Here is a 14,555-nt window from a genome sequence, read left to right on the forward strand (position 1 = left end):
AAGAAAATTTAAAAAATTATAAAAATGAAAAGTAAAATAAAGATTTTCATCGTTTTAGCTTTCAGTACCTTTTTTACGTTTATTAATTGTACTGATGAATTGGAATTAACGAATCCAAATAGTCCTACGCCCGAAAGTTTTTGGCAAACTGAAGAGCATGCAGAAGGCGGATTAACTGCAGTTTATGCACCACTTCCTACCATTCCTATGTTTGGAAGAATATTGGTGGGTATACATTTGATCCATAGATCTGATATTGCAAACCCTTTTCCGCAATCTAATGTTAACGATGCAGGTGCTTTGCAAGTTAGACCTGAAAACCCAAGAGTTAGCGAAATATATCAAGAGTGGTATAAAATGGTAGCGCGTGCGAATCAAGTCATTAGTAGAGTACCCGCTATTGACATGGATGCTACAAGAAAACAAGAAATTTTAGGGGAAGCTCATTTTTTAAGAGGCTTTGCCTATTTCTATATAGTAAATTTATGGGGTACTTCACCTTTGAGCTTAGAAGAAGCAGTGAGTCTGGAAGAACTTTTTCTGCCAAATTCTACTATTGAGCAAACATACGCTGCTATAATCAATGATTTTACAATTGCCCAAGCCAGCTTACCACAAGACGGTAGGCCACCAAAAGGTGAAGTTGGGCGAGCCACTTGGGGTGCTGCCACTGCCTTTCTTGGACGTTCATATCTATATACGGGAGATTTTTCAAAAGCCGCGATAGAGCTCAAGAAAGTTAAGGACTCAGGAATATATGATTTGAACGCAAACTACAATGACAATTTTATAGAAGAGATTTCCAATACTCCGGAGTCGATTTTTGAAATCCAATACGATGGCAACGAGACCGGAGGTTGGGGCGGAGCAGGTGGCAACGTATATAGGGCGCAAGCTTGGGAGGCCGATGTTGCACCACGTAACTATAGTAGTCAACAGAGTATGAGCGTCAATCAATGGGTGTTGGATTTGTTTCTAAGCGAACAAACAACAGAAGGAACAGAGGACCCTAGAGCCAAAGCTACTTTATTATGGAATTATCCTGGGGCAATGATTTATCAAGATGCATTTGAAGAAACTATGCTTGGAGATGATTTGAATAGGGTCTGGGTTCGAAAATACCTCAATTTTAGAAAAGAAAATGCACTTACGCCTGGTTCTTGGCAAGGCGCAACCAATAATTGGAAAATATTCAGGTATTCGGATTTACTGTTGATGTACGCCGAAGCGGAAAATGAAGTCAATGGAGGGTCACAAAACGCAATTGATGCCTTGAACGAAGTTCGAGATCGTGTAAGTATGCCGAATGCTTCAGGTTTGAATCAATCACAATTAAGACAGGCTATAAGAGATGAACGTGTTAAAGAGCTTGCCATCGAGGGTAACCGATTCTTTGATTTGAATAGATGGGGCATTGCTGCTGAACGGTTTGGGCAAAATCCTGATTTTAGGTCGAATAGCCAAGGAGTATTTGTTGAAGGTCGAGATGAATATCTTCCTATTCCTGCTCAAGATGTACAGTCGAACTCCAATTTGAATCAAAATCCAGGATATTAGATAATAATTTTTGTTGAGTTAGTTTAAATTGAAAGATAGTCCCTAGTTTTTACTGGGGATTATCTTATTCTATAAAATATTGAATGGTTGAATTTGTTCAAATATTTGTAAAATAGATAATATTATTTAATGACAATTGTTCATGATATGAGAATTATACTTAGAACTTTACTATTCTTTTTTTTAATAATGGTTATCGGCTGCATTGCGGAAAACAATGATGATAATTCCACAAATCAAGGGTTTAGTGCAATAATTGCCAAAAAGTCTTCAATATCGTTTAGTAATACAATTACTGTTTCTGATACTTTTAACTACAATACATTCCCATATATCTATATGGGCGGTGGGGTAGCTCTAGGCGACATAAACAACGATAATCTTACCGATGTATTTCTTACGGGTAATATGGTTTCTAATAAACTTTATCTGAACAAAGGGAATATGGAATTTGAAGATATAAGCATTGACGCCAATATTACAGGTGATTCAAGATGGTATACCGGGGTTACCATGGTCGATATCAATACTGATGGATGGTTAGATATTTACGTCAGTGTTTCCGGTCTTGGGGATAATACCCAAAACCAATTGTTTATCAATAATGGTCCTTCGACCAATAGTGGGCAAGTTACTTTTACAGAAATGGCAGAGGAATATGGCTTAGCCGACAAAAGTAATTCCATACAATCTACTTTTTTTGATGCAGACAACGATGGTGATTTGGATCTATATATCGGTAATTATTCTATCATACCATTGACCATGCCCAACACATTTTATTTTGATAAAATGCAGCAAAGAAATCTTGTTGATTCTGGTCATCTCTTCAGAAATGAAGGAAATGGAAAGTTCACAGATGTTACTGAACAATCCGGAGTATTAAATTTTGGACTTTCTTTAGGTGTAGTCGCTAGTGATTTTAACAATGATGGATGGAAGGATCTATATGTATCCAACGATTTCAATGTGCCTGATTACTTATACATAAACAACGGTGATGGCACGTTTAGTGAAAGAATAAAGGAAACTAGTAGACAAACTTCGATGTTCGGAATGGGGGTTGATGCTGCTGATTTTAACAATGATGGCTTAATGGATCTTATGCAGGTTGATATGACGCCTAATGACTACTACCGATCGAAAACGAATATGGCTAGTATGAATCCCCAATCGTTTTACGGTATGGTCTCCATGGGCTTTCATTATCAGTACATGCAGAATAGCCTTCAGGTAAATAACGGTATAACTTATGACGGTAGACCTATTTTTAGTAATGTGGCTAGACTAACGGGAATCGCAACTACTGATTGGAGTTGGGCCCCTCTTTTCGCAGACTTTGATAATGATGGTTTGAAAGATATTATTATTACCAATGGTATGCGACTTGATGTAAACAATAATGATTTGTTGACTAGAGAAAAAAGCACCAGTATAGTTCCTGAAAAAATAGATATGAATCGGGCCCCTTCTACGCCTATTGAAAATTTTGTATTCAGGAATAAAGGGAATTATGAATTTGAGGATGTTTCGAAAAAATGGAATGTCAACACTAAAGGTTTTTCAAACGGTATTGCTTATGGAGATTTGGATAATGACGGTGATTTAGATATCGTTATCAATAATATTGACGAAGAAGCAAGTCTTCTCCAAAACAATAATCTTGGGGCAAACTTTCTTAGACTTAAGTTGTACGGGAATGAACAAAACCCCATGGGTCTTGGAAGTAAAATTAAACTTGTTTCAGGTACTAATGTACAGTGGATCGAACATACGTTATCCCGCGGTTTTCAATCAAGTATAGAACCTATAGTTCACTTCGGAGTGGGAAAAGAAAATATTGTAGACCGTATTGAAGTTTTTTGGCCAGATGGTAAGACAGAGGTTTTAAATAATATAAAAGTAAATCAAACTTTGGACCTTCATTATTTGAATGCCGAAGATAAAAAGGCTGAACAAGATAAAGGAACATTGGCATTTACAGATATTACAAAAAGATCAGGATTACTTTTTGCCCATACGGAAGACCTGTATAATGATTTTTTGATAGAGCCCCTTCTTCCACACAAAAATTCAGAACTAGGTCCGGCCTTAGCGGTTAAGGATATCAACAAAGATGGCCTTGATGATTTTTTTGTTGGTAATGCCAAAAATGGAAAAGGAAGGCTATTCCTTCAGGATAAATCGGGAAGATTCAAAGAGATGGATGGCCCTTGGACTGAAGACCAGACTTTTGAGGATACAGGTGCCGTATTCTTTGACGCCGATGCTGATGGAGACCAAGATTTATATGTGATAAGTGGTGGCAATGATGTCATGTCCAAGGATGGTTTTTATCAAGATCGACTTTATGTAAATACCCAATCCGGTTTCATAAAATCAAAGGAATCTCTGCCTGAAATAAATGCAAGTGGACTCAAAGTCGCACCTGTAGATTATGATGGCGATGGTGATATGGATATTTTTATTGGAGGAAGAATTCAACCCGGGCGCTATCTTCAACCTCCTAGAAGTTATCTTTTGGAAAATAAAGGAGGTTCTGATACATCTTTGCGCTTTGCCGATGTTACGTCAAAAGTAGCTCCGGAACTTCAAAATATTGGGCTAGTAACCGATGCCTTATGGCAAGATTTTAATGCTGATGGAAAACAAGATTTAATTATGACTGGTGAATGGATGCCAATTACATTTTTTGAAAATGACGGTATTCATTTAAATGACGTTACCGAAAAAATGGATTTCCAGAATACGGTAGGGTGGTGGTACAGCCTTGAAACGGTAGATTTAGACAACGATGGTGATATGGATATTGTTGCAGGTAACCTTGGATTAAATAGTAAGCATAAAAGTACTGAAGAATCTCCTTTTGAGATTTACGTTAATGATTTTGATGAAAATAATAGACAGGATATCGTGTTAAGCGTAACAAAAAAAGGCGTCAAACTTCCCGTTAGGGGAAGGCAATGTTCTTCAGAACAGATTCCAATGATAAAAAGAAATTTCGAAACATATGCTTCATTTGCATCAGCAAATTTAACAGATATTTATGGAGAAAAAATGCTCGAAACTTCTATACATAAAAAAGTAGACACTTTTGCCCATTATTGGTTTGAAAATAATGGTGATGGCACATATGAAAAACATCAACTACCTATAGAAGCACAGTTTTCATCAATTAATGACATTGTCATTTTTGATTATAATAATGATGATTTCCCTGATTTACTGGTCGCTGGTAACTTGTATGATACCGAAGTCGAAACTCCGAGAGTCGACGCGGGTTTAGGCCTTGTGCTTCAAAATGACGGTAAAAAGGGTTTTGATGCCGTTTTAATGAATGAAAGCGGACTTCTAATAGATAATGAAGTAAAGGCTATGGCCGCCATCAAGATCGGGGAGTTGCAGAAACCAGGCTTTGTTTTTGCTATTAATAATGATACACTTAAATTAATTTCTTTTGAAAAAAATATTTTAAAGAATTAGTTAATTCACTTAAAAAAGGTCAATAGAAGTTAAAAACAGAATCTATGCAAAAAACAATAAAATTGGCTGCTTTAATTTTCTTGATTGATTGTCTTGGACTAAATGCCCAAGACAAAAAAGAAAAGGGGATGGATGAAATGTGGGGAGATCAAACCAAAATTGACCGATCTTATATTGGAGATCGAGCATCACTATTTGATGATGGTAATTATTCGATGTTTATACACTGGGGTTTGTATTCGAACATCGCCAATAAATGGAAAGACACTACCTATTATGGTATAAGTGAATGGATTATGAACCCCAGAAGGGCTGGGATTCCTGTGACGGATTATATAGCGGAGGCCAAAAATTTTAACCCAGTCAATTTTAATGCAAGAGCAATAGCTAAATTAGCGAAGGCTGCCGGTATGAAATACATTGTGATAACAAGTAAACATCATGATGGTTTTGCGATGTACAATTCTAAAAGTAATGATTTCAATATTGTAAAAGGAACTCCATTTTCTCGAGATCCAATGAAAGAATTAGCGCAAGCCTGTAAAGAAGAAGGACTTGGTTTTGGCTTCTATTACTCACATAATCAAGACTGGACCTTCCCGGGTGGTAATGGAGGACCAAAGACTAATGAAAAAGGTAAGGAAGTAGGATTTGATTATTACTTTAAAGAAAAGTGCCTACCTCAGGTAAAGGAGATTACGACACAATATGGAGATATTGCCATGGTATGGTTTGACACTCCTGGGGATATGGAAAAAAAATATGTAGAAGAGTTAGTCGCCATCGTTAGAAAGAACCAACCAAATGCCATGATTTCTGGGCGTGCGGGGCATGGTCTAGGTGATTACCTTTCGTTAGGAGACATGAATATTCCTATCAAAAATGTGGAAGGGTTATGGGAAACTGTTGACGTAACTAATGATTCTTGGGGCTACGCATGGTATGACGAAAATTGGAAAAGTCCAAAAGTTATTTTGAAAAATATAATTTCAACTGTAGCTAGAGGCGGTACTTATATGCTCAACGTAGGGCCGAAACCAGATGGAACCATTCCCTATCAGGCTGAAACTTTTCTAAGAACCGCAGGTAGTTGGATCAAGGAGTATCCGCAGGTCATATATAAGGCTAAATCTTCACCTTGGGGACATGTACTGCCTTGGGGCGATATCACTGTCTCAGACAATACATTGAATTTATGTATATACAATTGGCCGCTAGATGGTGAAATTTCCCTGCCAGGTCTAAACAACGAAATTGAGTCTGCTAACTTATGGGTTGATGGTGAAAAACTAAAAATAGCTACAAACAAAAAAAATGGATGGGTGTCTTTCAAGCTCCCATCTGTAAGGCCTGAAAAGCTTATTTCGGTTATTGAGGTAACGCTAAAAGGTGAGCCTGTAGTAAATCAAACTATGGGGATAGATCCAGTTTTTCCTACAATAATTCCTGTCGATATTGCTGTTGCAAAAGGGTGTAGTATTCAACAAAAAAAATGGATGGAAAAGTTTGGTGAGTGGAAACATATTGAACAGGCACAAGATTGGACACCATCGGCTAGAGTGACTTGGGAAGTTGATATTATGGAAGCTGGTTATTATCAGATAGACCTCAATTATGCCGGACAAGACCGAATGGTGTGGCGTGTGGAATCAGATGAAGGTTATTTGGTGCAGAACCAGCAGAATTCTTCTCATATCTACAGCTTTTTTCAAATGGGTCTTTTGAAGTTCGACAAGCCAGGAAAACATAAAATTGATGTCTCATTTGTAGAAGGAGAATTCGAAAAGGCAAGCCTAAAACAAATCAGGTTTACACCTGTCGGAAGTTTGAATTGAACCTAATCAATAAATCATTATAATGAGTTGGATAAAACATAGCATCTCTTTTTTATTGTTAATCATTATGAGTGCTTGTGGTAATCTTAAAGAGAAGGGAAAGGTACTTCAAGAACGTCGCCCCAATATCCTTTTTATTTTTGCAGATGATTTGGGCTATGGTGATTTAGGCTGCTATGGAAGTACTGAGGTGGCAACTCCCAATATTGACAAATTGGCCAGCCAAGGAACCATGTACACACAATTTCATACCACTAGTGGCGTATGTTCTCCAAGCAGGACTTCAGTAATTACTGGGCACTTTCCCGCAAGGCACAGCGTGCATGGTCATTTTGCAGGTAATGAAGTCAATTCAAGACGTAACATGCCAAACTGGCTCAATGATTCGCTACCCGTCTATATGCCACGAATAATGCAGGAGGCGGGTTATACTACGGCCCATTTTGGTAAATGGCATTTGGGAGGTGGTGGCTTACCGAATGGCGATCTGTCCGCTCCAGAACCTAAAGTTTATGGATATGATGAAACGCGTGTTTGGAACGGGAATGGACCGACTTGGAAAGGAGATAAGCTTTGGCCTACAACGCGGTATATGGATAGCGACACACTTTGGGTACAGAGCTCTAGTCGTATAGTTGTGGATGAAACCATTGATTTTTTAAAAAGAAATCAAGGTAAAAAACCTGTCTTCATTAATCTATGGTTGAAAGATCCGCACACGCCTTTATGGCCAAATGAACAGCAAAAATTACCTTATAAGGGACTCGAGCCTGATAAGGAAACTTATTTTGCAGTATTGACTGATGTTGATCGGCATATTGGACGTTTAATGAAAGCCTTGAATGAAATGGGTCTAGACAAGAATACTCTTGTTATTTTTAGTAGTGATAATGGCCCGGCACATGTTCCTCCTGCATTGAATGTTGGCTCAACTGGGGGGTTAAAAGGACGTAAAGTGGATGTTTTTCAGGGAGGTGTAAATGTACCTTTCATTGTGCGCTGGCCAGGGAAGGTCGAGGCAAATAAAATTGATACTACAAGTGTACTATCTGCAGTTGATTTATTGCCCACTTTTGCTGAATTGGCACAAAAAGAACTTCCCATAGAGTACAGACCAGATGGGGAAAGTTTTGCCGCTATTTTTGATAATGTTCCGTTTATACGAAACAAACCTCTCTATTGGGATTGGCGCTTTGAAACACAAGACCCGAATCGACCTAATGGTTGGGTCTCGGGCGCGGTGCGCTATGGTGATTGGAAACTGCTGACTGACAGTAAACTAGAACGTGTTGAGCTTTACAATATTTCTGCTGATCCGTTTGAAAGTAAAGATCTTTCAGACGAAAATATGGCTAAAACCTCGGAGATGTTGGTACAATTAGAACAATGGCAGAGAGAGTTACCCCCTCGACTTGAAAAAAAGTAAAATAAAGATAGGGTTCAACATAATGTTAGTTTTTTAGTATTGAGTTTCTTTGCTTGCCAAAAACAAACTATTGAAATTTATGTTGCCAAAAATGGTGATGATATGGTCTCTGGGACTAAAAATTCACCAGTGAGATCAATGCAAAAAGCCAGAAATCTTTCAATTGCATTGAAGAAAAAGGGTTCGGTCGATATTATTTTTGAAGATGGTACTTATTATCTATCAGGGCTGGTAATTTTTGAGGAAAAACAATCTGGCTCTAAAGAAAATCACATTAGATATCGGGCTGCCAATGAAGGGAAGGCAGAAATCAGTGGCGGAACCCTTTTAGATTTGAACTGGGAACTTTACAAAGCCAAAATCCCAGAAAGCTTATCGAACATAGATCAGCGCTATGTAAATAGTCTTAATCAACGAATGGCCAGATTCTAAAATGCTGTAGAAGGAAAAAACGTGTTTGATACTTGGGATTTAATCCACACCAAGGAACCTGATCTCGAGAATGACCCTTTAAGTAAGCAACGTATCGCATCTTATGATAACCCGGAAGGGGCTTATGTTCATGCTATGCATGCTGCACTTTAGTGCGATATGCATTGGTTGGTGAAAGGTAAGACTGAAAATGATAGTCTTATTCTTGAAGGAGGTTGGCAGAATAACAGACCATCAGAAATGCATCCCCGATATCGATTCATTGAAAATGTTTATGAAGAATTAGATACTCCGCAAGAATGGTATTTCAATAAGGCGGAAAGAATCTTATACTACTATCCCGAAGGAAATATTGATATTAAAAAAGCAAAGATTAAAGTCGTTCGTCTAAAAAAATCTTGTTGAATTTAAGGGGTCAAAGAGAAACCCTGTGCAGTACATAACTTTTGAAGGTTTAGTTTTTCGTCATGCATCATGTAGTTTCATGGAAAACAAAGAACCCTTGTTACGTAGTGATTGCACTACCTATCGAGGGGGTGCCATAAAATTCACGGGAGCCGAAGATTGTGCTATAACCAATTGCGAATTTGACCCATTAATGGGCAACAGTATTTTTGTAAATAACTATAATAGAAGACTTGCGTTCAAGGGTTGCTGCATTCATCATTCCGGCGCCAGTGGTATCGCTTTTGTGGGAGATCCAAAAATGATACGGAACCCTATTTTCAGGTACGGACCTCAAGATTATGAAGCAATGGATAGAGTTCCCGGTCCAAAAGGGGATAACTATCCTCTAGATTGATTAGTAGAAGATTGCTTAATTACGATGACGGGGCGTTTTGAAAAACAGACTGCTCTTGTTCAAATACCAATGTCATCGCATATAACTGTAAATCATTGTTTTATATATGATGTGCCACGTGCCGGGATCAATATAAGTGAAGGCACTTTCAGCGGGCATACTATTGAAAATTGTGACCTATTCAATACGGTTTTGGAAACGGGAGATAATGGTAGTTTCAACTCGTGGGGACGTGATTGTTTTTGGACTCCTGATATCAAGGAAACTGTTAAACAGGTTGCAAAGGATACCCTCTTGCCCTATCTCGATATAATAGAACCTTATATCATCCGAAATAGTAGATGGCGCTGTGACCACGGTTGGGATATCGATTTTGATGATGGCTCTTCGCAGTATCTTATCTACAACAATGTACTCTTAAATGGAGGTTTAAAAATGAGGGAAGGTTATAATAGAAAAGCATATAATAATGTTATTTTAAACAATAGTCTTCACCCTCATGTTTGGTACCCGAAAAGTGGTGATGTTTTTAAGAAAAATATTGTATCTGGAGCATATCGACCGGCCATAATGAATAGGGGTATGCCGAAAAATGGTCAATGGGGCAAGCAATTAGATTCAAATCTGTTTATCACGAATGAGGTGGATAGGGCAAAATTCTCACGTAATCATGCCGATACAAATTCATTGGTAGGAGACCCCCTATTTTTAGATCGAAAAAATGGGGACTTCAGGGTTACAAGTGAATCACCTGCGCTCAAAATCGGTTTCAAAAACTTTCCTATGGATCAATTCGGGGTCGTCTCCAAGAAATTAAGAGGTATGGTGAAGAAACCCAAAACTCCTAGAATCGATGCTTTATCTTTGGAAAAAGAGGGCAAAACATATGAATGGGACACTGCCAAGGTAAAAGATGTAGAGACCATGGATGAACGTTCCGTAGCTGGTCTATCTGCCACAGAGGGAGTCATGCTAATAAATGTACCGAGATATTCCGCCCTGGGACGATCAGGTTTTCAAACAGGAGATGTTATCATTTCATATGAAGATATGCCTGTTCGTGATTTTGAGCATTTACAGTATATCATCAAAGATAATCCAACATTGAAAGAGTTCATTTTTGGTGTGATGCACAATCAAGAGCAAATAAATATTAGGTTTGAATTATAAATTTTATAAATAAAGCATCTATAGTTTTGTATTTCTATCTGCTAATTCTAGTCCATGGGTTTAGTCAGGGTTTGGAATTTACGGAAGCGCCGGAAAACTATCGGAATATGCTCGTTATTAAGTTGATAGTGCGTTTGTTTCTATTTCTGGAAATTTAAAAAAAATTTTGATTTTGATGCACTTTCCTTCAAGGTTTACAAAGATGGATAGCTGTATGACAATCTATTTTTAAAAAACCTTATACTGTTCGCTTTCCTCCAATGAGGATCGCTATTGTAGGCTTTCCACGGTCAATTGTTTATTTAGCCAATATTCATCTGTCTTAAAACCATAGGCAGAAGGGTCAAATTTCCCTATTAAATCAACATTAGCTTTTTCAGGAACAGTCTCTTCCATTGCCCAAAAAACACCGTTGACCAATAATCTTCGAACACCTTCATTTAACATATCGGAGGCTGCACCAATCGTTGAAGTAAAGGCCTTTCCTTTTTTACCTCCCGGTATTTGATAACTTTTTGTCCAAGCAATGGGCATTAGCACATCGTTTACTATCAAATTTTCATTGTTCTTGGTAGCGAGTTCATCATCTGATGGTTTCATGCCGAAGAACAAATCATTTTTATCAAAATCACCTTTTCTATTGATAACTTGGCCTAATATGATAGGTTCACTATCTCCAGGTAGAGGTAACCGAACCCCATAAACATCAGTAGGGCCCCAAACTTCTCCACTAATTATCCCATTGGTAATTGAATGTGATGTAGCACTGTTAGCAATGATTCCCCTAGTGCTTTGATTTTTGTGATGACCATGGTGGGTATGCCATTTTTCTCCAAGCACTAATCGACCAAAGCCATCAATCCATTCGGTTTGGTCACCTTTATATCCATTGCTATAACGAGCAAAATTAGTGATGTCATCTTTACTGAAATTAAAAGCGTGGGTCGAAGTTCGCATACCCATCAGAGGCTTGCCTGCCATCAAGTAATCCTCGAAATGTTGCATTTGCTCATCTGGTAAAGCCCTAAAACGTGTAAAAAGAATCAACATGTCAGCAGAATCTAGAGCTTCAAGACCTGGGATATTTTTTACATAATTTGGATTTACTATTCCCGGTTTATCAGGATTTTGGGCAAAGAGGACAGTACACTTGAATCCGTGTAGCTTCGATAATATTTTGGCGAGCTGCGGCAGCGCCTCTTCCGAGCGATATTCTTCATCCCCTGAAACTAAGACAATATGTTTGGCACTATCTTCAGAACCTTCATAAACAAGCCACTGTTTCTGGGTTTCCACCACTGGAACTTCAGCACTTTTATCAGATTTATTTTCCTTACAGGCAACTACTATTAATAGTATGAACAGACAGTATATATTTTTCATAAATTATGTGATATTTTTATTTTTAAAAGGTTAAGCCTCCATTCCTTCCTTAATAAATTGTAATCCTTTGGTGTAAATTTCTTTTGGGGGAGAATAATCGCGCCACACGTTAATTGCATTTGCGAATTCGGGAATTATAGTGCTGAACGCTTCAATAGTTAGCCAGCCATCATAACCAATTTCTTTAAGCGTCGAAAAAACTTGACTCCATGCCACCTGTCCGCTTCCAGGCGTACCGCGATCGTTCTCACTAATATGAACATGCTTTAAATAGGGGGCTATGGTTTTAAGTGCTTGAGATTGACTTTTTTCTTCAATATTGCTGTGGTGGGTATCATACATGGCACCCAAATTAGGATGGTCAACCGCTTCAACTAAAGTTTTTAAATCAGCCATGGTATTGTATAGGTAACATTCGAAACGATTTAGGGCCTCAGGACATAACATGATATTGGCTTCAGCTGCATACTCCGCTGCTTTTCGCAGCATTTCTGCACTTCGTTTTCTTTCGTCTTGTGTTGGTGGTTGTCTGCTGAAAAACGCAAATGGAGAATGTATTGGACCACAAATAATATCAGCTTTTAAAGCTTGGGCATTGTCAATGGCCCATTTTAAACGGTCAAGACCTACTTGACGAATGTTGGGGTCTTTACTTGATATATTCTCATCGGGAGAAAGACCAGTAACAACGTTAACGCCCATTTCAAGTTCAGATAAATGTTTGCCAAGCTTTTTGTAATGTGTTAAATTACCATCTCCCATATATAGTTCAATACCATCATATCCGGTTTCCTTAAGTGTGTCTATTATGGGATAGTGTTCCTCGGTAACGTGATTCGTCCAAAGGAGCATGTTCATTCCTATTTTCATAAATTATACTATTTATATTTATTTCCTCAAAAGCAGGAATCTTGTCGTTAACTTTAATTTATGCCTTTCTGGTATTCAAATAATCATCATTTCAAATGTTTGAATAACATTTGGTATATATGCAATAATCCCTCGGCTCAGTAAATAATTTTAAATCTCTCAGGCACGTGTTGCCCCGAAATATATTAATGAACCGGTTGTTATTAGTATTATCTTATAAGTTTAATTTCATTATTTTTTTTATTGTAAATTGAAACTAAATAAACAAAAGCGATTTGGAATTGTTAAAACCACTGTATTGGCTATTCTAAATAAACGCATTCCATAAAATAAGGTATGATACCCCAATTAATAATCTAAAAAAACACTACCATCAATATAATGTGAGACATCTTCGGAAAAAACGATTTTAGCATTTGAAATCTCCATATCCATTATTTGCGGATGCAAACACAACATATTAATGAACTAACAAAAAAGTAACTTTAAGAATAGTATTGAAATTAACTGTTTAAAGTTATTGCTAATTAGAAAAATAAAATTCCTATATTTTAGTAAATAGTAGTACTTTTTTATCTCAAAATTTCACAAGTATTCTATTTCTTAATAGGATCTAGCAAATTTTAGTCACTTGTACATTAAATCAAACTTATGTTATTGAAGTTTTAATCTTCAAAAACAACTTACGATATTCGTAAGGTGGCATATCAGCTATGGATTTAAATTGTTTATTAAAGTTGGATAAAGTACTAAATCCACATTCATAGGCTATCTCCGAAATATTTAAATTGTCTTGAAGAAGTAATTTTCGGGCATGTCCGATACGAATTTCATTTACAAACCGAGTAAATGTTTTGTTTGCCCGGGGTTTAAAGTATTTACAAAAAGAAGTTGTAGTCATATTCAACATATCTGAAATATCTTCAAGAGCTATCTTACTTTTGAAATTAGTCATGACATATTCATAAACTAGACTCATTTTTTTTGTATCATCAGCTTTTAATACATTGGTATACGCCGGGCTGGCCAATAATTTATAATTTTTACTATTGGCGAGCACATTAATGATTTCCAATAAAAGAATAATTCTTTTAAATCCTTTTGCCTTTTCCATTTTTAACAACAGCGCTTTAATTTCTTTTTTTGTTTCGCCATAGAACTCTATACCCCTAGCCGAATTTTTAATAAGCTTGTTGATATGATAGAAGTCATTTTTTTGTAAAAGACCATCATTTATAAGTTCTTGATTAAAATATATTACCAAACCTCTGGTAGATAAGTTACTGTCCTGATTAAAATAGGCTTCGTCACTTCTCCAAAGATGAGGAACGTTCGTGCCAGTTAAGACTAAATCTTCTTCTTCAAAAGTTTCTACATGATCAGCAATAAATCGTGTTCCCTTGCCGCTTACAATAAACGAGATTTGAAGATCAGGATGAAAATGCCAGTTAGGATTAAAATGAGGGCTAATTAAATCTTTAAACAAAAAAAGTTCATTTGGGTTTAGTGTTTTTTCTATATTCGGAACAGCCATTACTTCTCTTTAATATTTTGAATATTAACTAAATATTTCTATAAATTTTGAATATTTACTAAA

The 14,555-nt window shown here is 37.0% G+C and carries 12 protein-coding genes; 9 read left to right on the forward strand and 3 right to left on the reverse strand.

Going from position 1 to position 14,555, the window contains the following annotated elements:
- Positions 1–24 precede the first annotated feature (24 nt).
- From AAC084_RS05585 to AAC084_RS05625, 9 genes are all read left to right on the forward strand, one after another.
- Positions 25–1,557 (forward strand): RagB/SusD family nutrient uptake outer membrane protein, encoded by a 1,533-nt coding sequence (locus AAC084_RS05585; RefSeq protein WP_339838036.1) that lies wholly within the window; start codon positions 25–27, stop codon positions 1,555–1,557.
- Between the two features lie 147 nt (positions 1,558–1,704).
- Positions 1,705–5,040: a VCBS repeat-containing protein gene (locus AAC084_RS05590; RefSeq protein ID WP_339838039.1), complete on the forward strand. Its 3,336-nt coding sequence runs from the start codon at positions 1,705–1,707 to the stop codon at positions 5,038–5,040.
- 44 nt (positions 5,041–5,084) lie between these two features.
- Positions 5,085–6,875, forward strand: coding sequence for an alpha-L-fucosidase (locus AAC084_RS05595; protein ID WP_339838042.1), 1,791 nt, complete (start codon positions 5,085–5,087; stop codon positions 6,873–6,875).
- 67 nt (positions 6,876–6,942) lie between these two features.
- Positions 6,943–8,301, forward strand: coding sequence for a sulfatase-like hydrolase/transferase (locus AAC084_RS05600; RefSeq protein WP_339838045.1), 1,359 nt, complete (start codon positions 6,943–6,945; stop codon positions 8,299–8,301).
- A 39-nt stretch (positions 8,302–8,340) separates the two neighbouring features.
- Positions 8,341–8,733 carry a hypothetical protein gene (locus AAC084_RS05605; protein WP_339838047.1) on the forward strand — a complete coding sequence of 131 codons (393 nt, stop codon included), beginning with the start codon at positions 8,341–8,343 and terminating at the stop codon, positions 8,731–8,733.
- Between the two features lie 21 nt (positions 8,734–8,754).
- Entirely contained in the window at positions 8,755–8,886 is a 132-nt protein-coding gene (locus AAC084_RS05610; RefSeq protein ID WP_339838050.1) for a hypothetical protein, read from the forward strand.
- 18 nt (positions 8,887–8,904) lie between these two features.
- Positions 8,905–9,138 carry a hypothetical protein gene (locus AAC084_RS05615; RefSeq protein WP_339838054.1) on the forward strand — a complete coding sequence of 78 codons (234 nt, stop codon included), beginning with the start codon at positions 8,905–8,907 and terminating at the stop codon, positions 9,136–9,138.
- 79 nt (positions 9,139–9,217) lie between these two features.
- Positions 9,218–9,535 carry a hypothetical protein gene (locus AAC084_RS05620; RefSeq protein ID WP_339838056.1) on the forward strand — a complete coding sequence of 106 codons (318 nt, stop codon included), beginning with the start codon at positions 9,218–9,220 and terminating at the stop codon, positions 9,533–9,535.
- A 69-nt stretch (positions 9,536–9,604) separates the two neighbouring features.
- On the forward strand, positions 9,605–10,705 hold the full coding sequence (locus tag AAC084_RS05625) for a hypothetical protein (protein WP_339838058.1): 1,101 nt from the start codon (positions 9,605–9,607) through the stop codon (positions 10,703–10,705).
- 270 nt (positions 10,706–10,975) lie between these two features.
- Here the strand turns inward: AAC084_RS05625 and AAC084_RS05630 are convergent, their stop codons facing one another.
- From AAC084_RS05630 to AAC084_RS05640, 3 genes are all read right to left on the reverse strand, one after another.
- Positions 10,976–12,088: a ThuA domain-containing protein gene (locus tag AAC084_RS05630; RefSeq protein ID WP_339838060.1), complete on the reverse strand. Its 1,113-nt coding sequence runs from the start codon at positions 12,086–12,088 to the stop codon at positions 10,976–10,978.
- Positions 12,089–12,118: 30 nt separating this feature from the next.
- A complete protein-coding gene (locus tag AAC084_RS05635) occupies positions 12,119–12,958 on the reverse strand; it encodes a sugar phosphate isomerase/epimerase family protein (RefSeq protein WP_339838062.1) in 840 nt (279 codons plus the stop codon).
- A 649-nt stretch (positions 12,959–13,607) separates the two neighbouring features.
- Positions 13,608–14,492, reverse strand: coding sequence for an AraC family transcriptional regulator (locus AAC084_RS05640; RefSeq protein ID WP_339838064.1), 885 nt, complete (start codon positions 14,490–14,492; stop codon positions 13,608–13,610).
- Positions 14,493–14,555 lie beyond the last annotated feature (63 nt).

Source organism: uncultured Maribacter sp., from assembly GCF_963977385.1.
Classification (GTDB): domain Bacteria; phylum Bacteroidota; class Bacteroidia; order Flavobacteriales; family Flavobacteriaceae; genus Maribacter.